Below are 23,876 nucleotides of genomic sequence, written 5' to 3' on the forward strand. Positions count from 1 at the left end.
TACAGCCTATCGGTCGTCCCGCCTACCTGTGAAAACTCCCAAACGGCCGGGCGATGCGTGGAGGATTCCTACGAAGACGCGCGGGTGAGACGACGCGCCGCGGCGGCGATGCGCTCGTCGCTCGCCGTGAGCGAGAACCGGACGTGCTGCGGGAAGTGCGGGCCGTAGAAGACGCCGGGGCCCGCGAGGATGCCGAGATCCGCCAGCCGGCCGATCGACTCCCACGCGTCGCGCCCCTCGGTCGCCCAGAGGTAGAGCCCGGCCTCGCTGCGGTCGATCCGGAAGCCGGCCGCCTCGACGGCGGGGCGGAGGATGTCGCGACGGGAGCGGTAGCGCGCCTTCTGCTCCTCGACGTGCGCGTCGTCGCGGAGCGCGACGGCCATCGCGTGCTGCACAGGCGCGGGCGGCATCAGCCCGAGGTGCTTGCGCGCGGTGAGGAGCTCGCCCACGATGCGCCCGCACCCGGCGATGAAGGCCGCGCGGTAGCCGGCGAGGTTCGACTGCTTGCTCAGCGAGTACACGCTGAGCAGACCGGCGCGGCTGCCGCCCGTGACCCGGGGGTCGAGGACCGACGGCACGGGCTCGCTCGCCCACGGGCCGTCCCAGCCGAGCTCGGCGTAGCACTCGTCGCTCGCGAGCACGGCGCCGATCTCGCGGGCGCGACGCACGGCAGCCGCGAGCTCGTCCACGGTCCACGTGCGCCCGTCGGGGTTGCCCGGGGTGTTGATCCAGATGAGCTTCGCGCCCTCCGGCCATTCGGCGGGGTCGTCGACGGCGACCGGCGTCGCGTTCGCGACGCGCGCGCCGACCTCGTACGTCGGGTACGCGGCGCGCGGATGCACGACGATGTCGCCCTCGCCGAGGCCGAGCAGCGTCGGCAGGAGCGCCACGAGCTCCTTCGACCCGATCGTCGGCAGGACGTTGCGGGGTGCGAGGTCGGGCACGCCGCGGCGGCGCGCGTACCACTCGACGATCGCCTCGCGCAGCGCGGGGGTGCCCACGGTCTGCGGGTACGCGTGCGCATCGGTGGCCTCCGCGAGCGCGTCGCGGACGATCGCGGGGGTCGGGTCGACGGGCGAGCCGATCGAGAGGTCGACGAGCCCGTCGGGGTGAGCGGCAGCCCGCTCACGATACGGGACCACGGCGTCCCAGGGGTAGTCGTCGAGGTCGCGGACGCCCATCCGCTTACTCGCCCTGGGGCGGGAGGGCGGCGATGAGCGGGTGGTCCTTCTCGATCACGCCGACCTTCGACGCGCCGCCGGGCGACCCGATGTCGTCGAAGAACTCCACGTTCGCCTTGTAGTAGTCCTGCCACTCATCGGGCAGGTCGTCCTCGTAGTAGATCGCCTCGACCGGGCACACCGGCTCGCACGCACCGCAGTCGACGCACTCGTCCGGATGGATGTACAGCGACCGCTCGCCCTCGTAGATGCAGTCGACCGGGCACTCATCGATGCAGGCGCGGTCCTTGACGTCCACGCAGGGAAGGGCGATCACGTAAGTCACGCCCTCAATCCTACGCGCGCGCGAGGCCCGTCGCCCGGAAGGCGAGCCTAAGCCGAGCCGGACGCCATCCGGCGCAGCTTCGCCATGTCGGGCCACGCGACAGCGACGAGGACGATCCCGGCGAGGAGGAAGGTCCACACATAGCCGAAGGGGAACTCCCCCTCCGCCGGCATCGGGACGACGACGGAGCCGCCGGGGCCTCGCCCCGAGTAGATCGTGAGCGCTCCGAGCATGCCGATGCCCGCCGCGAGAGCCGACCACCGATCATCCGTCAGGAGCCGCAGCGACGTGAGCAGCCCGCCGCACGCGATCGCGGCCAGCACCATCCCGACGGGCACGGCGCCCCACGTGAAGGAATGGGCGATCGTGCTCGCGACGCCGAACACCGCGCCCGCGCAGAGCGCGACGAGCCACGTGACGACGTGCGCGAGACGATCGCCCCTCATGCTCAGCCCTGGCGCTTGAGGCGCGAGGCGGCGCGGGCGCGCTCGGTGGCGTCGAGGATCACCTTGCGGATGCGGACGGCCTCGGGCGTCACCTCGACGCACTCGTCCTCGCGCGCGAACTCGAGCGACTCCTCGAGCGAGAGCAGACGCGGGGGCGTCATGGACTCGAACGAGTCGGCCGTGGAGGAGCGCATGTTGGTGAGCTTCTTCTCCTTGGTGATGTTCACGTCCATGTCGTCGGCGCGCGAGTTCTCGCCCACGACCATGCCCTCGTACACCTCATCGGTCGGCTTGACGAAGAACGTCATGCGCTCCTGCAGCGCGATCATCGCGAACGGCGTCGCGACACCCGCGCGGTCGGCCACGATCGAGCCGTTCTGACGCGCGACGATCTGCCCGGCCCATTCGCCGTAGCCGTGCGAGATCGCGTTGGCGATGCCGGTTCCACGGGTGATCGAGAGGAACTCGGTGCGGAAGCCGATGAGGCCGCGCGACGGCACGATGAACTCCATGCGGATCCAGCCGGTGCCGTGGTTGATCATGTTGTCCATGCGGCCCTTGCGGTTCGCCATGAGCTGCGTCACGGCGCCGAGGTGCTCTTCGGGGACGTCGATCGTGAGGTGCTCGTAGGGCTCCTCGACCTTGCCGTCCGCGCCCTTGCGCGTGACGACCTGGGGCTTGCCGACCGTGAGCTCGAAGCCCTCGCGGCGCATGTTCTCGACGAGGATGGCGAGCTGCAGCTCGCCGCGGCCCTGCACCTCCCAGGCGTCGGGCTTGCCGATGTCGAGCACGCGGATCGACACGTTGCCGATGAGCTCGCGGTCCAGGCGGTCCTTGACCATGCGCGCGGTGAGCTTGTGGCCCTTGACCTTGCCGACGAGCGGCGAGGTGTTCGTGCCGATGGTCATCGAGATCGAGGGCTCGTCGACCGTGATCTGCGGCAGCGGGCGCACGTCCTCCGGGTCGGCGATCGTCTCGCCGATCATGATGTCGGGGAAGCCCGCGATGACCGCGATGTCGCCGGGGCCGGCCTCCTCGGCCGGGTACCGGTCGAGGGCCTTCGTCATGAGCAGCTCGGTGATGCGCGCGTTCTGCGTCGTGCCGTCCTGGCGCACCCAGGCGACGGTCTGGCCCTTCTTGAGGGTGCCGTTGAACACGCGCAGCAGCGCGAGGCGGCCGAGGAACGCCGACGAGTCGAGGTTCGTGACCCACGCCTGCAGGGGCGCCTCGTCGTCGTACGACGGAGCCGGCACGTGCTCGAGGATCGCCTCGAACAGCGGCTCGAGGTCGGCGTTGTCGGGCAGCGAGCCGTCGGCGGGGCGGTTGCGCGACGCGGCGCCGGCACGGCCCGAGGCGTAGACGACCGGGACATCGAGGAGCGCGTCGACGTCGAGGTCGGGGACGTCGTCCTGGAGGTCGCTCGCGAGCCCGAGCAGGAGGTCGTGCGCCTCCTCCTCGACCGCCGCGATGCGCGCGTCGGGGCGGTCGGTCTTGTTCACGAGGAGGATGACGGGGAGCTTCGCCTCGAGCGCCTTCCGCAGCACGAAGCGGGTCTGCGGAAGGGGACCCTCCGACGCGTCGACGAGGAGGACGACGCCGTCGACCATCGACAGGCCGCGCTCGACCTCGCCGCCGAAGTCGGCGTGGCCCGGGGTGTCGATGACGTTGATCGTCACGGGCACGTCGGTGTGCGCCCCGTTGTAGGTGATCGCCGTGTTCTTGGCGAGGATCGTGATGCCCTTCTCGCGCTCGAGGTCGTTCGAGTCCATCGCGCGCTCTTCCACGTGCGCGTGCTCGCCGAACGAGCCGGTCTGGCGCAGCATGGCGTCCACGAGGGTCGTCTTGCCGTGGTCGACGTGCGCGACGATCGCGACGTTGCGGAGATCGGAACGGTGGGCGAGCGCCATGAAGGGATCCTTCTGATGTGGGGGTTCCGCCCCGAAAGCGGGGCGTTCCATCCTATAGCGCGCTCGCGAGCGGGCGCTCAGGCTGCTCGGAGGCGGCCTGTCAGCCGGTGACGATCCCGCCCGTGACGCTGAGCGACCAGGCCGCCCACGCCGCGATCCCGGCGAGGATCAGCAGCGTCGGGATGTGCCATCCGCGGCGGACAGGGAGATCGGTCAGCCGCGCCCGCTCCCGGAAGAGCTCGAGCGTCGCGGCCTGGTCGTCGCCGGGCTGCTCGCGGCGGTTGATGTGCAGGTGGCGGCTGGCCGCGCCGGTCGCCGCGACGACCGTTCCGTCGTCGAGCGCGATCTCGAGCTGCCAGCGCATCCGGATGTCCCGTACGCGCGACCACGGGATCTCGACCACCCTCAGGCCGCCGCGCACGCGAAGGAGATCGTCGGTCGCGGTGACGCTCGGGGCGGCGAGGAGCACGTAGACGCCCCAGCAGAGCGCGAGGAGCCACGGCGCCACGAGGAGCGCGTCGAAGGGCCGCCCCCGCAGGACCGCGTCGCCGAGGAGGAGCACCGTCAGCAGGGCGGCGCACGCGAAGGCGACCCAGCCCGACGGGCGCCGGAACGAGACGCGGTACTCCGAGTCGCTCGAGCCGCTCATCGGGTCACCGCGACCGACACGGCCGCCCAGATGAGGATGGCCGCGAGCAGGCCGATCTCGCGCGCGTTCCAGGAGGTGCGCACGTCTCCCCCGTCTGCCGGCGCCGCGCCATCCGCCGCGGTCTCGCGCAGCTCGCGGAGGATCTCGAGCTCGCGCTCGGCGGGCTGCGGGGTGTGGGCCCTGCCGCTCGGGCGCTTCGCGGCGGCTGCCCACGCCTGCAGGTCGCGGCCATCCGCGAGGACGAACGCGATCTGCCAGCGCAGCACGATGTCGCGCACCGCGCTCCAGGGCGCGCGCGTCGTGCGCAGCGGGTTGCGCACGACGACGCCGTCCTCGTCGGCGTGGACGCTCGGCGCGAAGAGGAACGTCCAGACGAACCAGACCGGCAGGAGCAGCCAGGGCGCGATGAGCACGGCGTCGACCGCGCTCCCGCGGACGACGACGTCGCCCAGCAGGAACACGACCACCGCCGACGTGGCGAGGAGCCAGACGATCCCGGCGCTGCCGCGGATCGTCCGGCTCCTCTGCTCGGGAGGCGTCATCGGCCGCCGAGCTCGACGGTCTGGCCGGGGATCGCGTCGAGGAGGCGACGCGTGTACTCCTGCTGCGGGTCGGCGAAGATCTGGTCCACGGCGCCCTGCTCGACGACCCGCCCGTGCTCCATGACGCACACGAGATCGGCCGCCACGCGCACGACCGCGAGGTCGTGGGTGATGAACAGGTACGTGAGCCCCAGCTCCGACTGCAACTCGGCGAGCAGCTTCAGGATCTGATCCTGCACGAGCACGTCGAGCGCCGAGACCGCCTCGTCGAGCACGACGATGTCGGGCTTGAGCGCGAGGGCGCGCGCGATCGCGACACGCTGACGCTGGCCGCCGGACAGCTCGTTGGGGTACCGCCATGCGAGCTCGCGCGGCAGGGCGACCTGCTCGAGCAGCTCGAACACGCGGTCCCTGCGCGACGCGGCGTCGCCCACCTTGTGCACGCTCAGCGGCTCAGAGATGAGCGCGCCGATCGAGCGCAGGGGGTCGAGCGACCCATACGGGTCCTGGAACACCGGCTGCATCCGGCCGCGCAGCGAGAAGATCTCGCGCGAGGACAGCGTCGTCGCGTCCACCCCGTCGATGAGGATGTGCCCGCTCGTCGCCTGCTCGAGCTGGAGCACCATCTTGGCGACGGTCGACTTGCCCGATCCCGACTCGCCGACGAGGGCGAGCGTCTTCCCCTTGGGGATCTGGAACGAGACGCTGTCGACGGCCCGGAACGGCTCGCTGCGGAAGCCGCCGCGCCGGATGCGGTAGTCCTTCACGAGATCGCGCACCTCGACGACGGGCGCCGCGGCGTGCAGCACCTGGGTCGTCGTCTCGATGCCCCGGTCCTCGACGCTCGCCTGGATGCGCTGCGACGCGAGGCTCGGAGCCGCGGCGACGAGACGCTGCGTGTACGGGTGCTGCGGGTCCTCGAGGATCTCGCGGCTCGGCCCCGACTCGACGATCTCGCCCTGGTTCATCACGACGATGGTGTCGGCGCGATCGGCGGCGAGGCCGAGGTCGTGCGTGATGAAGAGGACCGAGGTCCCCTTCTCGCGCGTGAGCGAGGCGAGGTGGTCGAGGATGACCCGCTGCACCGTGACGTCGAGCGCGCTCGTCGGCTCATCGGCGATGAGGAGCGCGGGGTCGGCCGCGAGGCCGATTCCGATGAGCGCTCGCTGGCGCATGCCGCCCGAGAACTGATGCGGGAACTGGTGCAGGCGCCGCTCGGCGTCCGCGAGTCCCGCCTGCTTCAGCACCTCGATCGCGCGCTGCTCGACCTCCTTGCGGCCGGTGGCGATGCCGTTCGCGCGGATCGCCTCCTTCACCTGGAAGCCGATCGACCAGACCGGGTTGAGGTTCGACATCGGGTCCTGCGGGACGTAGCCGATGCGGCGTCCGCGGATGTCCTCCATCTCGCGGCGCCCGACCTTGGCGAGGTCGACGCCCTCCAGCTCGATCGAGCCGGCGGTGACCTTCCCGGTGCCGGGGAGGAGGTCGATGATCGCCGTCGCGGTCGTCGACTTGCCCGACCCCGACTCGCCCACGATCGCGACGGTCTCGCCGCGGTGGATGTCGAGATCCACGCCGTGGACGACCTCGCGCTGCTTCTTTCCGGTGCCGAACGCGACCTTCAGCCCGCGCACGCGCAGGAGAGGCTCGGTCATGGGTGTGCCCTTCGTGAGATCGGTCATCGCTGCGCCCTCGCCTTCGGGTCGAGCGCGTCGCGCAGCAGCTCGCCGAGCGTGATGAACGCGAGCACCGTGACGGTGAGCGCGATCGAGGGATAGATGAGCGTGAGCGGAGCCGTGCGGATCGTCGTCTGCGCCTGGCTGATGTCGTTGCCCCACGACATGACGCTCGATCCCAGTCCGACGCCGAGGAACGACAGCGTCGCCTCCGCGACGATGGCGAGGCCGAGGGCGATGGTCGAGACGACGATCACCGGGGCCATCGCGTTCGGGAGGACGTGCACGACGAGCGTCTTGAACCGCGACAGGCCGAGCGCGATGGAGCCCATCACATAGTCCGCCTGCTTCACGCGGAGCACCTCCGCGCGCATGATGCGCGCCGTCGACGCCCACGAGAACCCGCCGATCGCGAAAGCGAGTGTCAGCTCGTTTCGGAAGTCGCTGAGCACCGTCATGACCACGACCGCCGCGATGATGTACGGGATCGTGAAGAAGATGTCGCCGATCCGCGACAGCAGCGAGTCGAGCCATCCACCGTAGAAGGCGGCGAGAGCGCCCATGATCACACCGATCACGGTTCCGATCGCCGTCGCGAGCAGGCCGACGGTGAGCGACGTGCGGGTTCCCCACACGATGCGCGACCAGACGTCGCAGCCCTGACGCGTGAAGCCGAGCGGGTGTCCGGGCTGGGGGCCCGCGTTGCTGAGCGACAGGTTGCAGGCCTGCGGTCCGGCCGGAGGGAAGGACGAGAACAGGGTCGGCGCGACCGCGACGACGACCAGCAGCACGACGAATGCCGACGAGATCCAGAACATCGGACGACGACGGAGATCGCGCCATGCGTCCAGCCACAGGTTGCTCGGCTTCTCGTCGATCCGGATGGCGTCGACCGTGACCTGGGCGCTCGTGACGGGCGCGACGTAGTGCTTGCGCGACGGGACATTACTTGACATAGCGGATCCTCGGGTCGAGCAGACCGTAGAGCAGGTCGATGAACAGGTTCACGAACACGTACACCACGACGAAGACGGTCACGAACGAGACCACGGTGGGGGCCTCGTGCCGGATGATCGCCTGGTACAGCGTGTTCCCGACGCCGGGCACGTTGAAGATGCCCTCCGTCACGGTCGCGCCGACCATGAGGATGCCGAAGTTCGTCGCCGAGTCGGTGACCATCGGGATGAGCGAGTTGCGCAGGACGTGTACCGGGATCACTCGGCCTCGCGAGAGGCCCTTCCCGTACGCCGTGCGGACCCAGTCCTGGCCCAGCGTCTCGATGGTCGACGAGCGGGTGAGACGCATGCTCGTCGCGTAGATGCTCACAGCCAGCGTCATCGCTGGCAGGAGGAGCCCACCCCAGTCGTTGTCGGATCCGACGGTCGGGCTGAACCATCCGAGCTGCACGCCCAGGAAGAACTGCGCGATGAAGCACACGACGAAGACGGGAACGGAGACGAAGATGAGCGACACGATGAGGGACAGCTGGTCGAACAGCTTGCCCTTGAACAGCGCCGAGAAGAGGCCGATGCCGATCGCGAGGACGAAGGACATCGCGATCGCGAGGATCGCCAGTCGCAGCGTGACCGGGAAGGTGCGGACGAGCACCTCGCCGACCGGCTGCCCGGAGAAGCTCGTGCCGAAGTCGAACTGCAGGACACCGACGATGTAGTGGAAGTACTGCACGACGAACGGCTCGTCGAGGTGATACTGCGCCCGGATCTGCTCGAGCAGAGCGGGGTTCGGCGGTCGATCGCCGAAGAGCGCGGCGATCGGGTCGCCGGGCATGGCGAAGACCATGTAGTAGATCAGCAGGGTGGCGCCGAAGAACACCGGGATGACCTGCAGGATCCGTCTGAGGATGTAGCTCCCCACGGTTCACTTCCCTTCAGGAGGTCGAAGACTGAGCGGGCGCGATTCGGGTTGACGCGCGCAGAGGCCCGCCGCACAGGGCCGCCGTGCATTCTCACGCATGCAGCTGACAGCAGCCCCGGGGCAGGACACGTCGCGAGGCGGTGACGTGAGCCACCGCCTCGCGATCAGAGGTCAGTCGTGAAGGATCACTCCCAGGGGCTGATCTCGTTGGCCTGCTCCCAGAGCTCGACCGCGCGCTCCGGGTTGTACTCGAGCACGTCAGCGCCCTCGAGCGAGTCACTCCAGCCGTCGATGACGGGCGAGGTGAAGTCGCTCGCCGGCGTGCGAGTCCCCTGGAAGATCACGTCGGTGATCTCCTCGCGGTTGATCGCCATCGAGATCGCGGCGCGGCGCAGAGCGCCCTCCTCACCGTCGAAGTGCTCCTGGTACTGGCCGATCGTGAAGGACTGGAAGATCGCCGCGGGGTCGTTGACCCAGCGGTCGCCGAGCTCATCCTGGTAGGTCTCGAACGCCGAGTCCGGGATCGCGTCGAGCACGTCGAGCTCGTTCGCGAGCAGGTCCGAGTACGCCGCGTCCTGCGTGGCGTAGAAGATGATCGAGAGTCCCGAGTTCTGCGGCGTGCGCGGACCGTCGTAGTCCTCGTTCACCGCGAGGTCGATCTGGACGTCGTGCTGCCACGCGCCCTCGCTCGCGAGCTTGTACGGGCCGTTGCCGATCGGGTTCTCGCCGAAGGCCTCCATGTCCTCGAACGCCACGTCCGGGAGCGGGTAGTAGGCCGAGTAGCCCAGACGCTGAGCGAAGTCGGCGGCCGGCTTGTTGAGCGTGATCGTGAACGTGTGGTCGTCGATCTGCTTGAGGCCGGTGAGCTCCGAGTCCTCGTCCCAGCTGAAGCCCTCGATGTCCTCGAAGAAGTAGCTGGAGAGCTGCTCGTTGGAGAGCTTCGCGCCGTAGTTCCACGCCTTGATGAAGTTGTCGGCGGTGACCTCTTCGCCGTTCGTGAACGTGAGACCCGGGCGGATCTTGACGGTCAGCTGCGTGGGCGAGTCGACCGTGATCGACTCCGCGACGTCATTCTCGACCGAGCCATCCGCCTGGTAGTGGATGAGTCCCGCGAAGATCGCGTCGAGGATCTTGCCGCCGCCGGTCTCGTTCGTATTCGTCGGGATGAGCGGGTTCTGAGGCTCGGATCCGTTGACCGTGACGACCGTGTCATCGGCCTTCGTGATCTCGTGGAAGATCGGCACCGAGTGCCAGTCGAACTGGACGTTCTCGACGTTCTCGCTCCAGCCGCCGACGACGTTCGAGTACCAGAGCGGGATCGCCGGCAGGTCCTGGAGGAGAACCTCCTGCGCCTGCTGGAAGAGGGCGTTCGCTGCCTCGGGGTCGGTCTCGCTGATGCCCTCGGCGAGCAGCGAGTCGAACTCCTCGCTCGAGTAGTCGCCGTCGTTGGAGCCGGCGCCCGTCGCGTAGAGCGGGCCGAGGAAGTTGTAGAGCCCGGGGTAGTCGGCCTGCCAGCCCGTCCGGAACGCGCTCTTGATCGTGCGGTTGGTGACCTCTTCGCGCAGCGTGGCGAAGTCGGGATACGGGACGCCGACCGCGTTGATGCCGAGCGTGTTCGACAGGGAGTTGGCAACGGCGTCGGCCCAGGCCTGGTGGCCGCCGTCGGCGTTGTATGCGATTCCGAACTCGAGGTCCGAGCTCGCCGACGTCTCCTCGCCCGTGGGCGCGCTCGAGCTGCAGCCGGCGAGCGTGATGCCGCCGACCGAGAGCAGCGCGAGCCCCGCGAGGGCGATCTTGTTGCGCTTCACAGTGTTTCCTCCGATGGAAGGGGTTGTAGGTGCCTTCACGAAGCCTCGGGAGTCTCCGTGAATGCGATGAGTGAAATCTAGGCTCGGATGCGGTCTGTGACAAACCTTCAGCGGAACCGTTACAGACCCTTTACTGGAGGGGCTCTCGATTTGGCAATCTGCGCCAACGCGCCGTCGACTTCATGCACATGCATCGACGGCGTTTCGCACGGTCGCATCCCCGCGCTGTGCGAGTCTCGTGGTATGAGCGCTTCCCTCCTCGCCGCGCGGCCTTCGCGACGTCGCCTCGCCTGGGAGGTCGCGATCGTCCTCGCCCTGACCCTCGGGCAGTCGGCGCTCTACTCGGTGCTCTCGCTCGTGCGCGCTCTCCTGCGGCCGGTCGCGCTCGCCGACCAGTCGGCGGCTCTGAATCCCGCGCGCGCCGAGGAGCCGCTGTGGGACGCGGTCTACCGGATCCTCGACGTCTTCTTCGACCTCGCCCTCGTCGCCCTGGTGGTGTACCTGCTCTGGGAGCCGGGGCGGAGCGCCCTGCGGCGCATCGGGCTCGATCTGCGCGCCATCCCCCGGGATCTCGGCCGTGCAGCCATCCTGCTCGTGGTCATCGGCGTGCCGGGCCTCGCGCTCTATCTCGGCGCCCGCGCGCTCGGCCTCAACGTCGACGTGCAGGCGTCGTCGGGCGTCGAGGGATGGCTCGTGCCGATCCTCGTACTGTCCGCGGTGCGCGCGGGGCTCCTCGAGGAGGTCATCCTGAACGGATATCTCGTCGACCGGCTCGCGCGCCTGGGCTGGCGTCCCTGGTCGGTCATCCTCGCCGTGGCGGGCCTGCGCGCTGCCTACCACGCCTATCAGGGGTTCGGCGGGATCGTCGGGAACTTCGCGATGGGCGTCGTGTTCGTCTGGTGCTACCGCCGCTGGGGGCGGGTCATGCCCCTCGTCATCGCGCACGCGCTCATCGACGTCATCGCGTTCGTCGGCTATCCGCTCGTCGCCCCGTACCTCCCGTAGGTGCCCACCCGGCCTCGGTGAGACTAGTGCCCGTCGCGCACGACGTCTGACCATTCCCATCGGATCACCCGCCCTGCCGCGATCTGGAGCGCGTTCTCCCGGCGCCGTTCCTCACGCAGCACGAGCGCGGTCGACGAGTCCGTCGGCTGCGCGTACTTCGCGCGCCCGTCGGCTTCGCCGATGACCCGGACGGACCTCCACCACGCGTCGACCCGGCGAACTCTCCCGTTGACGACGAACTCGACCTGCGGTTCGGGCGACTCGAACCCGAGGAGCTCCAGGACCACGCGGCTGACGCTCTCGAGGACCGACTCCGATCTCGCGTCGGCCGCCTTCAGGGCAGCGCGGCCGAGGCGAGCGCCGCGCCGGTTCGGCAGCTCGCGGATGCGCCGCTCGAGGTCGTCCGACGTCAGTCCTGACCGTAGCGCGGCGTCGACGACCGCAACGCCGAACGCGAGAGGCAGCACGCGCGCGAGGTCGATCGCGGTCTCGAGCTTCGACGTCATCCGCACGCCGTCGACCCGGACGATCTCCCGCTCCGCCATGCTCGTGTGGGCGAGAACGTCTCCCCGTCGATACGAATGCCCTCGGCCCATATGCAGCAGATGGATGTCGCGCGGCTCGCCGAACACAGGGAGGGCATGTCGCACGGCAGCCGACTCGAAGCACAGCACGGGATCGCGCAACGCCGAGACGGCCGCGCTGACCCTCCGCGCATACCGCTCATACGGGGCGAGCCGCGTCCAGTCGTCGGCCGCGACGTGCAGCCCGCGTCGCATCGGCACGGTCTGCCCCACCTGCCGGCGCAGTGCCCGCAGGCTGGCGTCGCGCCCAGTCCTATGCAGCTCGTCGCGGTCGGCCATGGCTCCAGCCTCGCGAAGCGGCTCCACGAGCGTGCGACGTCGATCGTCTTCTGGAGCAGACACGCGGAACAGGTCGGCCTGTGCACGCACCGTCGCCGCGCTCCGCCCCCCTGCCGCCTTGGGACTAGCGCCGGTCGTCGAGACCGGTGCTCCGGGCAGCAGTCTGGGCGACGAGAGCTAGTCTCACGAGTGAGGGGACGCGCCGGGCGCCGCTACACGTCCGGGATCAGGCGCTTGCCGAGGACGGCGACGTCGTCGCGGGCGTACTCGAGCTCCGCGTAGTAGTCGATGACGCCGCGGTTCTCCGCACGGACCATCAGCATGACCTTGGGGCATCCGAGCGCGAGGAGCCGTCGCTCGGCCTCCGCCACGAGCGCGCGGCCGATCCCCTCGCCGCGACGGGCGCTCGCGAGGTACGAGAGCCAGCCGCGGTGCCCGTCGTAGCCCGCCATCACCGTGCCGACGACCGCGCCGTCGTCGTCTGCCACGAGAAGCAGCTCCGGCCAGACCTCCCGAGCGCGGCGGATGTCCTTGCGCGGGTCGTTCCAGGGCCGAGTGAGCCCGGCCGCCGTCCACAGCGCCACGACCGGCTCGACGTCCGCATCCACGAGCGGGCGGATGGCGATGCTCACGATGCGAGCTCCGCGAGCGACCGCGACCAGGCCACCTCGCGATCGAGCTGCCCCGTCTCGCGGAAGAGGCGCACCTGGTGCGTGTCGGCAAGGGCCGCTGCCAGCTCCTCCCGATCGGCCGGGACGAACCCGAGCTTCCGCCAGAACGGCCCGGACCGGCGGGAGAACAGCCACGCCGTCGTGGCACCCGCCTCCGCCGCCCGCGCGAGCGCGAAGCGCGCGAGAGACGTCCCCGTGCCGGCCGCGCGGCCATCCGGATGCACGGCGACGCTGCGGATGAGCGCGTGGCGGCCGTCGGCGCTCGCCTCGTAGCCGGTCGTCTCGACGATGCGGCCGGCGGCGTCGCGACGCAACCAGAGGCGCACCGACGGAGCGTCGAGGCCGCTCGTCGTGAGGTCGACCAGGCGCAGGAACGCCTCGACGTCGCCCGAGTCGGCGGCCGCCATCGGGACGAGAGCGGTCATGCGCGAGCCGCCTCCCGGTGCCGCTCGAGTCGCGCCTCGAGGCCGAGCCGCACGGCCGCCCACTCGTGCGGCAGGATCGAGAAGACCACGGTGTCGCGCACGTGCCCGTCGGGGAAGATCGCGTGGGCCCGCAGCACGCCGTCCTGGCGGGCGCCGAGACGGGCGATGGCGGCGCGCGACTGCTGGTTGTGCCAGTGGGTGCAGAACTGCACGCACACGCAGTCGAGCTCGTCGAACGCGCGCTCGAGCAGCAGCAGCTTCGCGGCTGGATTCACGCCGGTCCCCTGCGCCGAGCGCGCGAGCCACGTGTACCCGATCTCGACGCGGCGGTTCGGCGCGTCGATGTTGCAGTAGGTCGTCATGCCGAGCGCGCGCCCCGTCCGGGCATCCACGACGGCCCAGGGCGCCATCCGCCCGGCCGCCTGCTCCCCGAGCCGCCGGTCGATCTCCGCGGCGACCCCGTCGGGCGAGGGGATGCGCGTGTACCAGGTCCGCCAGAGGTCGCCCTCCGCGACAGCCGCCGTCAGGTCGTCGTGATGCGCGGAGCTCAGCGGCTCCAGACGGACGATGTCGTTCTCGAGCACGGGGTTCGCAGCGAAGTCCACCGATCCACGCTATCGGTCGCCGCGACATCCGCCCGCATAGGATCGCCTCATGGCGACCCCCGACTTCATCCTGCGACTGCGCGAGAGGATCGGGACCGACCCCCTGTGGCTCACGGGCGTGACCGCGGTCGTGCTGCGCGGCGACGGCGCAGAGCGCGAGGTGCTGCTCGTCCGGCGCGCGGACAACGCGCGCCTCACGCCGGTCACGGGCATCGTCGATCCCGGGGAGGAGCCCGCGGTGTCGGCCGTGCGCGAGGTGCTCGAGGAGGCCGCCGTCGTCGCCGAGGCCGAGTCGCTCGCGTGGGTCCACGCGACGCGGCCGATGACGTACGCGAACGGCGACCAGGCGCAGTACCTCGACCTCGTCTTCCGCTGCCGCTACGTCTCCGGCGAGCCGCACCCGGAAGACGGCGAGAACACCGAGGCGATGTGGCGCCGACTCGACGATCTGGGCGACGTCGACGCCGAGATGCGCGAGCGGATCCGGATGGCCGCCGCCGGCCATCCCCACGCGCGCTTCGAGACCTGATCCCGCCCCGCCCTGGCCCGCCCCGTCCCGTCCCATCCGTCGGACTAGCGCCCGTCGTCGAGACCGGCGCGGGGAGCGCTAGCCTCGACGACGGGCACTAGTCTCGACGACCGGTGCTCCTAGGCGAACGCCTCGATCGGCGGGCACGCGCACACGAGGTTGCGGTCGCCGTAGGCCTGGTCGATGCGGCGCACGGGCGGCCAGTACTTCGCCGAGCCGACTCCCGCGGGGTAGACCGCGGTCTCACGCGTGTACGGATGGTCCCACTCGCCGGCGATCGCGGCCGCGGCGGTGTGCGGGGCGTTCACGAGCGGGTTGTCCTCCACGGGCCACTCCCCCGCGCCCACGCGCTGCGCCTCGGCGCGGATCGCGATCATCGCGTCGACGAAGCGGTCGAGCTCGGCGAGGTCCTCCGACTCGGTCGGCTCGACCATGAGCGTGCCCGCCACCGGGAACGACATGGTGGGCGCATGGAAGCCGTAGTCGATGAGGCGCTTGGCCACGTCGTCCACGCTCACCCCGGTCTCGGCCTTGAGCGGCCGGAGGTCGAGGATGCACTCGTGCGCGACGCGGCCCTGCTCGCCCGTGTAGAGCACGGGATAGTGGTCGGCGAGGCGCGCGGCGACGTAGTTCGCCGCCACGACCGCCGCGTCGGTGGCCTGCGTGAGCCCCTCGAGGCCCATCATGCGCACGTACGCCCACGAGATCGGCAGGATGCCGGCCGACCCGTACGGCGCGGCCGACACGGGGCCGATCCCCTCGGTGTCGCCGTCGCCCTGCGCGAGGGCGTGCGAGGGCAGGAACGGCGCGAGATGCGCCTTCGCCGCGACCGGGCCGACGCCCGGCCCGCCGCCGCCGTGCGGGATCGCGAACGTCTTGTGCAGGTTGAGGTGCGAGACGTCGCCGCCGAGGTCGCCGAACCGCGCGTGCCCGAGCAGCGCGTTCAGGTTCGCGCCGTCGATGTAGACCTGGCCGCCCGCATCGTGGACGGCCGCGGTGATCTCGAGCACGTCGTGCTCGTACACCCCGTGCGTCGACGGGTACGTGATCATGAGCGCGGCGAGCGCATCGGCGTGCTGCGCGATCTTCGCGCGCAGGTCGTCGAGGTCGACGTTGCCGGCCTCGTCGCACGCGACGACGACCACGCGCATGCCCGCGAGCACGGCGGACGCCGCGTTCGTGCCGTGCGCGGAGGACGGGATGAGGCACACGTCGCGGTGCACATCGCCACGCGAGCGGTGGTACCCGCGGATGGCGAGGAGGCCGGCGAGCTCGCCCTGGGACCCGGCGTTCGGCTGGAGCGAGACGGCGTCGTACCCGGTGAGATCGGCGAGCCAGCCCTCGAGCTGATCGATGAGCTCGAGGTAGCCGGTCACGTCCTCCCGCGGCGCGAACGGGTGGATGCGCCCGAACTCCGGCCACGTGATCGCGGCCATGGCGGTCGCGGCATTGAGCTTCATCGTGCACGAGCCGAGCGGGATCATGCCGCGGTCGAGCGCGTAGTCCTTGTCGGCGAGGCGCTTGAGGTAGCGCATCATCGCCGTCTCGGAGCGGTGGCTCGAGAACACGGGGTGCGTGAGGAACGGCTCCGTCCGGACGAGCTCCTGCGGGATCGCGACGGCGCCCGCCCCCTCGCCGCGCGCGCCCCCGAAGGCGCCCGCGACCGCGGCGAGCTCCGTCGACGTCGTCGCCTCGCCGACCGAGATGCCGACGGTGTCGGCGTCGACGCGGTGCAGGAGCACGCCGGCGTCGTGCGCCGCCGCCACGACGGCGTCCGCGCGGCCCGGCACGCGCACGCGGAGCGTGTCGAAGAACGCGCCGTCGACCACGTCGGCGCCCGCGTCCTCGAGCCATCCGCGCAGCTGGGCGGCCTTCTCATGCACGCGGGTCGCGATCTCCCGGAGGCCGTCAGGCCCGTGGTAGACGGCGTACATCGCCGCCATGACGGCGAGGAGCACCTGCGCGGTGCAGATGTTGCTCGTCGCCTTCTCACGGCGGATGTGCTGCTCGCGCGTCTGGAGGGCGAGCCGGTACGCGAGCTGCCCGTCCGCGTCCTTCGAGACGCCCACGAGCCGGCCAGGGAGCTGGCGCTCGAGGCCCTGGCGCACGACCATGAATCCTGCGTGCGGGCCGCCGAACCCGAGCGGCACGCCGAAGCGCTGCGACGACCCCACGACGATGTCGGCGCCGAGCGAGCCCGGCGACGCGATGAGGGTGAGCGCGAGCAGGTCGGCCGCGACGACGGCCTGGCCGCCCGCGACGTGCACGGCGTCGATGACGCCCTGCGGGTTCCAGATGCGACCCGACGCGCCCGGGTACTGAATGAGGGCGCCGAAGACCGACTCGGGCAGCGCCGCGCCGCCCGCGAGGTCGAGCTCCACGAGCTCGATGCCCACGGCCTCGGCGCGCACGCGGAGCACGTCCTTCGTCTGCGGGAGCGCGTCGGCGTCGACGACGAACACGTCGGAGCCGCCGCGCACCGCGCGGCGCGCCACGAGCATGCCCTCGACGGCGGCGGTCGCCTCGTCGAGCATCGACGCGTTCGCGACCGGGAGCCCCGCGAGGTCGGCGACCATCGTCTGGAAGTTGAGCAGCGCCTCGAGGCGCCCCTGCGAGATCTCGGGCTGGTAGGGCGTGTACGCCGTGTACCAGGACGGGTTCTCGAGCACGTTCCGCTGGATGACCGACGGCGTGAGGGTGTCGCTGTAGCCGAGCCCGATCATGGGGGCCAGCACCCGGTTGCGCGCGGCGAGCGAGCGGAGCTCGGCGAGCGCCGCCGCCTCCGACACGCCCTCGCGCGGGATGGCCGAGCCCGCGGAGCCGAGATCGCGGATGACCGCGGGCACGGCCGCCGACAGGACGGCGTCGACCCTGCCGTCGAAGCCGATGACCTCCGCCATCCGCTCCTGGTCGGCGCCGGTCGTGCCGATGTGGCGCGCGGCATACGCTCCGAAGCCTGCGGCGCTCACGCCTCGGCACCCGTGAGCGCGGCGTAGGCGGCGCGATCGAGGAGGCCGTCGACGTCGCCGGTCACGCGGACGCGGACGAGCCACGCGTCCTCGAACGGCGACTCGTTCACGAGCCCGGGGTTCTCGTCGACCGCGCTGTTGACCTCGACGACCGTCCCGTCGACGGGCGCGTACAGCTCGGACACGGACTTGGTGGACTCGATCTCGCCCATGACCTGGCCCGAGGCGACGGACGCGTCGGCGGCGGGCAGGTCAACGAAGACGACGTCGCCGAGCTGCTCGGCGGCGTAGTCGGTGACGCCGATCGTGGCGATGTCGCCGTCGATGCGGATCCACTCGTGCTCGGCGGTGTAGAGCAGCGCGTTGAGGTCGGTCATTTCTTCCTCCGGTAGAAGGGCGGGGTGGTCGGGGTGGCGGGGATGCGGGTGCCGCGGACGTCGACGGTCAGGTCGTCGGCGTCCCTGGCCTCCTGGTCGACGTACGCGAGGGCGATCGGATGGCCGAGGGTCGGGCTGAGCGCGCCGCTCGTGATCTCGCCGACCTGGTGGTCGCCGCGGAACACGCCGTAGCCCGCGCGCCCGGCGCGGCGGCCCTCCATCGTGAGGCCGACGAGCACGCGCTCGCCCGGCCGCGCGTCGAGCGCCCGCGCGCCCACGAAGTCGCCCTTGTCGGCGGCGACGACGCGGCCGAGCCCGGCCTGCGAAGGGAAGATGTCGCGCGCGAGCTCGTGCCCGTACAGGGGCATGCCCGCCTCGAGACGCAGCGTGTCGCGCGCGGCGAGTCCGGCCGGCACGAGGCCGTGGGGCGCTCCGGCCGCGAGCAGCGCGCGCCACAGCTCGACGGCGCGGTCGGCGTCGATGCAGAGCTCGAAGCCGTCCTCACCCGTGTAGCCGGTGCGCGCGACGAGCAGCGGCGCGCCCGCGAACTCCGCGTCGGTCCACGCGTAGTTGCGCAGCTCGTCGAGCGGCAGGCCGAAGCCGCCCACCTCGGGCGCGCTCTCGAGGATGGCCTGGGCGCGCGGCCCCTGCAGGGCGATGAGCGCGAGGCGATCGGAGGCGTCCTCGAGGTCGGCGTCGAATCCCGCGATGCGCGCCGACACCTCGGCGGCGACGGTGCGGCGGTTGCCCGCGTTGGCGATGATGAGGAACTCGTCGTCGGAGAGCCGGTACACGACGAGGTCGTCGATGATGCCGCCGTCCTCCGCGAGCATCATCGTGTACTTCGCGCGGCCGACCGCGACGGCCGACAGCCGCCCGGCGAGAGCGTAGTCGAGGAACGCGCCGGCGCCCGCGCCGCGCACGAGGATCTCGCCCATGTGCGAGATGTCGAACAGCCCTGCCGCCTCGCGCACGGCGCGATGCTCGGCGAGATCCGACGTGTAGCGCACGGGCATCCACCACCCGCCGAAGTCGGTGAACGACGCTCCCTGCGCCTCGTGCTCCGCCTGCAGCGGCGACCACCGCAGGCCCTCCGAGGCGGAGGCGGTCGATTCGTCTGTGCTCACGCGGTTCTCCTCAGCATTCGACCACGTTGACGGCCAGGCCGCCCCTCGCGGTCTCCTTGTACTTGTCGCTCATGTCGCGGCCGGTCTGCCGCATGGTCTCGATGACGGCGTCGAGCGAGACGCGGTGCGTCCCGTCGCCCCACATGGCCATCTTGGCGGCATTGACCGCCTTTCCGGAGGCGATCGCGTTGCGCTCGATGCACGGGATCTGCACGAGGCCGCCCACCGGGTCGCACGTGAGACCGAGGTTGTGCTCCATCGCGATCTCGGCCGCGTTCTCGACCTGCTCCGGCGTGCCGCCGAGCACGGCCGCGAGAGCGCCCGCCGCCATCGACGACGCCGAGCCGACCTCGCCCTGGCAGCCGACCTCGGCGCCCGAGATCGAGGCGCGCGCCTTGTAGATCGAGCCGATCGCCGCGGCCGTCAGCAGGAACTCGACAGCCACATCGTCGCGGTGCCTCCCCGCGGCGACCGCGGGCGTGTAGTGCGTCGCGTAGTGCAGCACGGCGGGGATGATGCCCGCGGCGCCGTTCGTCGGCGCGGTGACGACCCGTCCGCCCGCCGCGTTCTCCTCGTTCACGGCGAGCGCGACGAGGTTCACCCACTCCTGGGCGTACGCGGGGCTGCGGTCGGGGTCCTCCTGGAGAAGCCGTGCGTGCCACTGTGGAGCGCGGCGACGGACGCGCAGGCCCCCTGGCAGCTCTCCGTCGGCGCGCGTGCCGGCCGCCACGCACTCGTCCATCGCGTCGCGGATCCTCAGGACCCCCTCGCGGACGTCGTGCGCGGACCGCAGTGCGCACTCGTTGCGCAGCGCGATCTCGGCGATGCCCGCCTGCTCGGCCGCGCAGATCGCGAGCAGCTCCGACGCGGTCGAGAACGGATGCGGAACGGGCGTCTCGGACGCCGCGGCCTCCTCGCCCTCGCGGACGATGAATCCGCCGCCGACCGAGTACCACGTGCCGTGCGCGAGCGTGCGACCCGCGACATCCTTCGCCGTGAAGCGCAGTGCGTTCGTATGGCGGGCGAGCACGGTGAGCGGCGCGAGGCGGATGTCGCGCGCACGCAGCGGGACCGACCCCGTGCCGCCCAGGCGGACGACGCCGTCGCGCTCGATGCGCGCCGCGCGAGCGGACACCTCGTCGGCCCGCACGACGTCAGGGCGACACCCCTCAAGGCCGACGAGCACGGCCGTGAGCGTCCCGTGGCCGGCGCCCGTGGCGGCGAGCGAGCCGAACAGCTCGACCTCGAGGGCCGCGACGAGCGGGATCCGCTCGGCGAGCTCGTCGGCGAACGCCGCGGCCGCGCGCATCGGCCCCACGGTGTGCGAGCTCGACGGCCCGATGCCGATCGTGAAGAGGTCGAAGACCCCGACGAACGGCGCCCGGTCGCCGAGGGCGGTTCCGGCACGGCCGACGTCGTCGTCTGTCGTGTGCACCATCGAGGAACTCCCGTCTTCGGCACCCTCGCCGTGAGGGTGCGCCGAGTTCCTCCCGCTCTGTCATAGGCCTGAGAGTTTCCGCGGCGCCGAAGCTCCGCTTGCCCCGTCGGCGGGCGCGTGTGCGCCGCTTTCCAGAGTGACCTGCCGCCACGGTACGTGGGCCTGAGAGATTCCGGGAGGGGTTGCTCCTACGGCAGCCGCGCGAGCGCGGCATTCTCCCGTGACGGGTGGACGGTCGTTCAGTTGTGTGTGCCGATCCTACCCGGCGACCGCACCCGCCCGCGACTGCTCCCGCGCGACGGCATCGCGCCGCTGAGCGAAGAACGCGAGCTCGTGCCGGGCCGACACGTCGAAGGCCGTGCGCATGCGCGCGAGGCGCGCGTCGTCCGCGGCCCTGGCGTGCTCCTGCGTCCAGCGGATGGCCTCGCGCGTCGCGAGGTCGAACGCGTCGGATGCGTACATCTCGAGCCAGTCGGCATACGGATGGCCCGGGCGATTCGCGGCCGCGAGGCGCGCGCCGATGTCCTGGTAGAGCCAGAAGCACGGGAGCACCGCGGCGACGAGCACCGCGTGGTCGCCGGCCGCTGCCGCCGCCTGCAGATGATCCAGGTACGCCGTGGTCTCGGCGGACGGCGTCGCCGGGGCGTCGGCCGGCGCATCGTCCAGAGGGGCGCGGTGCAGGGAGAGCTCCGTCTCCAGGCAGCTGTGCGCGGATGCCGCCCAGAAGGCCTGCTCCTCGAGCGTCGGCGCGAGCTCCGCGGCCCGGCTCAGCACGCGCGCGTACGTGCGCAGGTACAGCGAGTCCTGCGCGAGGTAGTGCGCGAAGTCGTCCCGATCGAGCGAGCCGTCCGCGAGCGCGCGCACGAACCACACGTCGTCGATGCCGGCGCGCAGCGGCGCGATGTCCTCCCACCAGGCGTCGAGCTCGGCGTCGCGGCGCGGGAGGCCTCTCGTCCGCCACAGGCCCGCGAGATGGTGGAGCGGGCCGTGACCTCCCGGGCGGCCCACCTCGAGCTCGGAGCCCGACGCGATCGCGTCGCGCAGCCATCCGCGGGCGAGGCGCGCCGCCCAGGTCCAGTCGCCCTCGCGCGCGCGGAGCGTGGCGAGCGCCGCGGAGAGGGAGCACCCCGTGCCGTGCGTGGCGGTGGTCTCGATCCGCGCGTCCGAGAACTCGGCGATGAGGCCATCCGGCCCCACCAGCGCGTCCGGGCACGCCGGGCTGTCGAGGTGCCCGCCCTTCGCGAGCACGAGCACGCCGTGCCGACGGGCGAGCGCGGCCGCCTGCGCGAGCGCGTCCGTCCACGATCCGATGGCCGAGAAACCGGTGAGCACGGCCAGCTCCGGGAGGTTCGGCGTCACGACGTCGGCGAGCGACAGGAGATCGTGCAGCGCGCGCTCGGCCTCGGCGTCGATGAGGCGATCCCCGCTCGTGGCGATCATGACGGGATCCAGGACCACCGGCGGGCGCGTGTCGAGGCCGCGCAGCCAGTCCGCCACGACAGCGACGATCTCCGCTGTGCCGAGCATGCCGATCTTGACGGCGTCGATGCGGATGTCGGCCGCGAGCGCGTCGAGCTGCTCGCGCAGGAACGACGCGGGCGGCACGTGCACGCCCGAGACACCCTGCGTGCTCTGGGCGGTGAGCGCCGTGATCGCGGCCATGCCGTAGCCGCCGCACGCGGCGATCGACTTGAGGTCGGCCTGGATGCCCGCCCCTCCCGACGGGTCGGAGCCGGCGATCGCGAGGATGTTCGGCACGGCGGTCATGCGACGACCTCGGCGTCCGCCCACTCGAACCGCAGCGCGGCCGCCGCCGCGGCGGGGAACTCCGCCGAGCAGATGGCGCGGACGACCGCGATCCCGGCGGCGCCCGCGCGCCGCGCGTCGCGTGCGTCGCCCGGGCCGACGCCGCCGATCGCGACGCACGGGAACTCGTGCGCGAGCTCGGCGAAGGCCGCGAATCCGGTCCATCCGATCGGAGTCGGATGGTCCTTCTTCGTCGGGGTGGCGCGCACCGCGCCCACGCCCAGGTAGTCGACCGTGCCGGCGGGGAGGCGCCGCAGCGCCTCGAGCTGGCGCGGCAGGCTCGCGCTCAGGCCGATGATCGCGTCGTCGCCCACGAGGCCGCGCACGCGGTCGGCCGGCAGGTCGGTCTGCCCGATGTGCACCCCGTCGACCGCGGCGCCCGCGGCCCGTGCCGCGAGGTACACGTCGACGCGGTCGTTCACGAGCAGCGTCGCACGACCGCGCGTGTGCGCGGCAGCGGCCTCGACGAGGGCGAGGAGATCGGCGGCGGACAGGTCCTTGCCGCGGATCTGCACGGTCGATGCCCCTCCGTCGACCGCCTGGGCGACGACGTCGACGAGCGAGCGGCCGGTGATCGTCGCGGCGTCCGCGACGAGGTAGAGGGAGAGGTCGAGAGGTCGCGCGGTCATGCCGGCACCTCCGTCGCGAAGCGCTCGGGCGCGGAAACGTCGACCGCATCCACCTCCGCGAGCGCGTCGAGGAACGCCACCGCGAACGAGCCGGGGCCCGTCGCGACGGCCGCCGCGCGCTCGGAGGCGGCCGCGTAGACGGCGTGCGCCGCGATCGTGCCCGCGAACGCGGCATCCGGGCCATCCGCCGCCGCGACACAGGCGGCCACGACCGCTCCGAGCGAGCAGCCGCCTCCCGTCATGCGGGTGAGGAGCGCGCTCCCGCCCGCGATGCGCTCCGTGCGCGCGCCGTCGGTGACCGCGTCGACCGCGCCCGACACCGCGACGACCGCGCCCGTGCGCTCGGCGAGCGCGCGGGCGGCGTCGAGCGCCGCATCGACCTCGTCGGCCGCATCGACCCCGCGCCCGCCCGAGCCGGCGCCCGCGAGCGCGAGCACCTCCGAGGCGTTGCCGCGGATCACGGTCGGCCGGTGCGCGAGCAGGTCGCGCGCGACGCCGGTGCGCAGGCCGAGGGCGCCCACGCCCACGGGATCGAGGACCCACGGCGTGCCGGAAGCGCGTGCCGCGGCGACCGCGGCGGTCATCGCCGCGCGCTGCTCGGCGGTCGGCGTCCCGAGGTTGACCAGGAGCGCCGACGCGAACGCCGCGCACTCCCCGGCCTCCTCGGGGATGTCGGCCATCACGGGCGCCGCGCCCACCGCGAGCAGCGCGTTGGCCGTGACGTTCACGACCACGGAGTTCGTGATGCACTGCACGAGCGGCGCGGTCTCGCGCAGTCTCGACAGCACGGCCCCGGGGCCATCGGATACCGACAGGTGCGCGTCACTCATCAGCGACATCCCTCCGCTCGTCCTAACGAGATCAGGTGCATACGGGTGTGATCTCAGTCCCGGATGGGGACACCCCGTGTCACTGCGAGCGAGCATAGCGGGTCCGCGATGGCCCGCGCGCCGGGTCGCCTACGCTCGAAGGGTGACCTCCCCTTCCGCGACCGAGAGCGCCGGCATCCGCGTCGCCGTCTCG

Annotated in this window: 23 protein-coding genes and 3 riboswitches; of the genes, 2 read left to right on the forward strand and 21 right to left on the reverse strand. The window is 71.6% G+C overall.

What is annotated here, in order from left to right; all coding sequences use genetic code 11:
* Nucleotides 1-68: 68 nt before the first annotated feature.
* From dapC to M1D46_RS12555, 10 genes are all read right to left on the reverse strand, one after another.
* On the reverse strand, nt 69-1,181 hold the full coding sequence (gene dapC, locus M1D46_RS12510; protein ID WP_324014485.1) for a succinyldiaminopimelate transaminase: 1,113 nt from the start codon (nt 1,179-1,181) through the stop codon (nt 69-71).
* Nucleotides 1,182-1,185: 4 nt separating this feature from the next.
* The gene (gene fdxA / locus M1D46_RS12515; protein WP_271172157.1) at nt 1,186-1,506 is read right to left on the reverse strand and encodes a ferredoxin; all 321 of its coding nucleotides are present in this window, start codon (nt 1,504-1,506) and stop codon (nt 1,186-1,188) included.
* Between the two features lie 47 nt (nt 1,507-1,553).
* Nucleotides 1,554-1,952: a histidinol dehydrogenase gene (locus M1D46_RS12520; protein ID WP_282978038.1), complete on the reverse strand. Its 399-nt coding sequence runs from the start codon at nt 1,950-1,952 to the stop codon at nt 1,554-1,556.
* Between the two features lie 2 nt (nt 1,953-1,954).
* Nucleotides 1,955-3,859, reverse strand: a complete 1,905-nt coding sequence (typA, locus tag M1D46_RS12525; protein WP_282978040.1) for a translational GTPase TypA — start codon at nt 3,857-3,859, stop codon at nt 1,955-1,957.
* 100 nt (nt 3,860-3,959) lie between these two features.
* Nucleotides 3,960-4,508 carry a PH domain-containing protein gene (locus M1D46_RS12530; protein WP_456285683.1) on the reverse strand — a complete coding sequence of 183 codons (549 nt, stop codon included), beginning with the start codon at nt 4,506-4,508 and terminating at the stop codon, nt 3,960-3,962.
* A complete protein-coding gene (locus M1D46_RS12535) occupies nt 4,505-5,050 on the reverse strand; it encodes a PH domain-containing protein (protein ID WP_456285684.1) in 546 nt (181 codons plus the stop codon). Before M1D46_RS12535 ends, M1D46_RS12530 begins: the two co-directional genes overlap by 4 nt.
* Complete coding sequence (locus M1D46_RS12540; RefSeq protein WP_456285685.1) at nt 5,047-6,705, reverse strand: dipeptide ABC transporter ATP-binding protein; 1,659 nt, start codon at nt 6,703-6,705, stop codon at nt 5,047-5,049. The genes M1D46_RS12535 and M1D46_RS12540 overlap by 4 nt, the downstream gene beginning before the upstream one ends.
* A gap of 23 nt (nt 6,706-6,728) precedes the next feature.
* Complete coding sequence (locus M1D46_RS12545; RefSeq protein ID WP_421074506.1) at nt 6,729-7,682, reverse strand: ABC transporter permease; 954 nt, start codon at nt 7,680-7,682, stop codon at nt 6,729-6,731.
* Nucleotides 7,672-8,601 carry an ABC transporter permease gene (locus M1D46_RS12550; RefSeq protein WP_421074505.1) on the reverse strand — a complete coding sequence of 310 codons (930 nt, stop codon included), beginning with the start codon at nt 8,599-8,601 and terminating at the stop codon, nt 7,672-7,674. The genes M1D46_RS12545 and M1D46_RS12550 overlap by 11 nt, the downstream gene beginning before the upstream one ends.
* Before the next feature lie 185 nt (nt 8,602-8,786).
* Nucleotides 8,787-10,409, reverse strand: a complete 1,623-nt coding sequence (locus M1D46_RS12555) for an ABC transporter substrate-binding protein (RefSeq protein ID WP_421074504.1) — start codon at nt 10,407-10,409, stop codon at nt 8,787-8,789.
* 243 nt (nt 10,410-10,652) lie between these two features.
* On the opposite strand from M1D46_RS12555, the gene M1D46_RS12560 reads away from it, so the two are divergent.
* Nucleotides 10,653-11,414, forward strand: coding sequence for a CPBP family intramembrane glutamic endopeptidase (locus M1D46_RS12560; protein WP_456285686.1), 762 nt, complete (start codon nt 10,653-10,655; stop codon nt 11,412-11,414).
* A gap of 23 nt (nt 11,415-11,437) precedes the next feature.
* Here the strand turns inward: M1D46_RS12560 and M1D46_RS12565 are convergent, their stop codons facing one another.
* The 4 genes from M1D46_RS12565 to M1D46_RS12580 all read right to left on the reverse strand — a co-directional run bounded on the left by M1D46_RS12565 (nt 11,438) and on the right by M1D46_RS12580 (nt 13,978).
* On the reverse strand, nt 11,438-12,277 hold the full coding sequence (locus M1D46_RS12565; RefSeq protein WP_456285687.1) for a hypothetical protein: 840 nt from the start codon (nt 12,275-12,277) through the stop codon (nt 11,438-11,440).
* A 212-nt stretch (nt 12,278-12,489) separates the two neighbouring features.
* A complete protein-coding gene (locus tag M1D46_RS12570) occupies nt 12,490-12,909 on the reverse strand; it encodes a GNAT family acetyltransferase (protein WP_456283436.1) in 420 nt (139 codons plus the stop codon).
* Nucleotides 12,906-13,373, reverse strand: coding sequence for a GNAT family N-acetyltransferase (locus M1D46_RS12575; RefSeq protein WP_456285688.1), 468 nt, complete (start codon nt 13,371-13,373; stop codon nt 12,906-12,908). Before M1D46_RS12575 ends, M1D46_RS12570 begins: the two co-directional genes overlap by 4 nt.
* The gene (locus M1D46_RS12580; RefSeq protein ID WP_456285689.1) at nt 13,370-13,978 is read right to left on the reverse strand and encodes a GNAT family N-acetyltransferase; all 609 of its coding nucleotides are present in this window, start codon (nt 13,976-13,978) and stop codon (nt 13,370-13,372) included. The genes M1D46_RS12575 and M1D46_RS12580 overlap by 4 nt, the downstream gene beginning before the upstream one ends.
* A gap of 49 nt (nt 13,979-14,027) precedes the next feature.
* Between M1D46_RS12580 and M1D46_RS12585 the strand changes: the two genes are divergently transcribed.
* A complete protein-coding gene (locus tag M1D46_RS12585) occupies nt 14,028-14,507 on the forward strand; it encodes an NUDIX hydrolase (protein ID WP_271172171.1) in 480 nt (159 codons plus the stop codon).
* A 119-nt stretch (nt 14,508-14,626) separates the two neighbouring features.
* On the opposite strand, the gene gcvP is transcribed toward M1D46_RS12585, so the two are convergent.
* The 7 genes from gcvP to thiM form a co-directional block, all read right to left on the reverse strand.
* Nucleotides 14,627-17,407, reverse strand: coding sequence for an aminomethyl-transferring glycine dehydrogenase (gene gcvP / locus M1D46_RS12590; protein WP_456287168.1), 2,781 nt, complete (start codon nt 17,405-17,407; stop codon nt 14,627-14,629).
* Between the two features lie 65 nt (nt 17,408-17,472).
* Nucleotides 17,473-17,853 (reverse strand): glycine cleavage system protein GcvH, encoded by a 381-nt coding sequence (gcvH, locus tag M1D46_RS12595; protein WP_271173689.1) that lies wholly within the window; start codon nt 17,851-17,853, stop codon nt 17,473-17,475.
* A complete protein-coding gene (gene gcvT / locus M1D46_RS12600) occupies nt 17,850-18,980 on the reverse strand; it encodes a glycine cleavage system aminomethyltransferase GcvT (protein ID WP_456285690.1) in 1,131 nt (376 codons plus the stop codon). Before gcvT ends, gcvH begins: the two co-directional genes overlap by 4 nt.
* 10 nt (nt 18,981-18,990) lie before the next feature.
* Nucleotides 18,991-20,418 (reverse strand): L-serine ammonia-lyase, encoded by a 1,428-nt coding sequence (locus tag M1D46_RS12605; RefSeq protein ID WP_456285691.1) that lies wholly within the window; start codon nt 20,416-20,418, stop codon nt 18,991-18,993.
* A 47-nt stretch (nt 20,419-20,465) separates the two neighbouring features.
* A riboswitch (glycine riboswitch) is annotated at nt 20,466-20,558 on the reverse strand.
* Nucleotides 20,559-20,649, reverse strand: a riboswitch (glycine riboswitch).
* 27 nt (nt 20,650-20,676) lie between these two features.
* The gene (gene thiD / locus M1D46_RS12610) at nt 20,677-22,185 is read right to left on the reverse strand and encodes a bifunctional hydroxymethylpyrimidine kinase/phosphomethylpyrimidine kinase (protein ID WP_456285692.1); all 1,509 of its coding nucleotides are present in this window, start codon (nt 22,183-22,185) and stop codon (nt 20,677-20,679) included.
* Entirely contained in the window at nt 22,182-22,853 is a 672-nt protein-coding gene (gene thiE, locus M1D46_RS12615; protein WP_271173693.1) for a thiamine phosphate synthase, read from the reverse strand. Before thiE ends, thiD begins: the two co-directional genes overlap by 4 nt.
* On the reverse strand, nt 22,850-23,683 hold the full coding sequence (gene thiM, locus M1D46_RS12620; RefSeq protein WP_271173694.1) for a hydroxyethylthiazole kinase: 834 nt from the start codon (nt 23,681-23,683) through the stop codon (nt 22,850-22,852). Before thiM ends, thiE begins: the two co-directional genes overlap by 4 nt.
* Nucleotides 23,675-23,770, reverse strand: a riboswitch (TPP riboswitch). (Overlaps the previous gene by 9 nt.)
* Between the last annotated feature and the right edge of the window lie 106 nt (nt 23,771-23,876).

The organism is Microbacterium sp. JZ70, from assembly GCF_053903225.1.

Bases quoted from the DNA above. Each gene is read 5' to 3' on its own strand.
- M1D46_RS12565 (WP_456285687.1), bottom strand. From the start codon at position 12,277: ATGGCCGACCGCGACGAGCTGCATAGGACTGGGCGCGACGCCAGCCTG.
- M1D46_RS12575 (WP_456285688.1), bottom strand. From the start codon at position 13,373: ATGACCGCTCTCGTCCCGATGGCGGCCGCCGACTCGGGCGACGTCGAG.
- M1D46_RS12560 (WP_456285686.1), top strand. From the start codon at position 10,653: ATGAGCGCTTCCCTCCTCGCCGCGCGGCCTTCGCGACGTCGCCTCGCC.
- M1D46_RS12545 (WP_421074506.1), bottom strand. From the start codon at position 7,682: ATGTCAAGTAATGTCCCGTCGCGCAAGCACTACGTCGCGCCCGTCACG.
- M1D46_RS12520 (WP_282978038.1), bottom strand. From the start codon at position 1,952: ATGAGGGGCGATCGTCTCGCGCACGTCGTCACGTGGCTCGTCGCGCTC.
- thiE (WP_271173693.1), bottom strand. From the start codon at position 22,853: ATGACCGCGCGACCTCTCGACCTCTCCCTCTACCTCGTCGCGGACGCC.
- thiM (WP_271173694.1), bottom strand. From the start codon at position 23,683: ATGAGTGACGCGCACCTGTCGGTATCCGATGGCCCCGGGGCCGTGCTG.
- M1D46_RS12530 (WP_456285683.1), bottom strand. From the start codon at position 4,508: ATGAGCGGCTCGAGCGACTCGGAGTACCGCGTCTCGTTCCGGCGCCCG.
- M1D46_RS12540 (WP_456285685.1), bottom strand. From the start codon at position 6,705: ATGACCGAGCCTCTCCTGCGCGTGCGCGGGCTGAAGGTCGCGTTCGGC.
- typA (WP_282978040.1), bottom strand. From the start codon at position 3,859: ATGGCGCTCGCCCACCGTTCCGATCTCCGCAACGTCGCGATCGTCGCG.
- gcvP (WP_456287168.1), bottom strand. From the start codon at position 17,407: ATGGCGGAGGTCATCGGCTTCGACGGCAGGGTCGACGCCGTCCTGTCG.
- thiD (WP_456285692.1), bottom strand. From the start codon at position 22,185: ATGACCGCCGTGCCGAACATCCTCGCGATCGCCGGCTCCGACCCGTCG.
- M1D46_RS12605 (WP_456285691.1), bottom strand. From the start codon at position 20,418: ATGGTGCACACGACAGACGACGACGTCGGCCGTGCCGGAACCGCCCTC.
- gcvH (WP_271173689.1), bottom strand. From the start codon at position 17,853: ATGACCGACCTCAACGCGCTGCTCTACACCGCCGAGCACGAGTGGATC.
- M1D46_RS12535 (WP_456285684.1), bottom strand. From the start codon at position 5,050: ATGACGCCTCCCGAGCAGAGGAGCCGGACGATCCGCGGCAGCGCCGGG.
- M1D46_RS12585 (WP_271172171.1), top strand. From the start codon at position 14,028: ATGGCGACCCCCGACTTCATCCTGCGACTGCGCGAGAGGATCGGGACC.
- dapC (WP_324014485.1), bottom strand. From the start codon at position 1,181: ATGGGCGTCCGCGACCTCGACGACTACCCCTGGGACGCCGTGGTCCCG.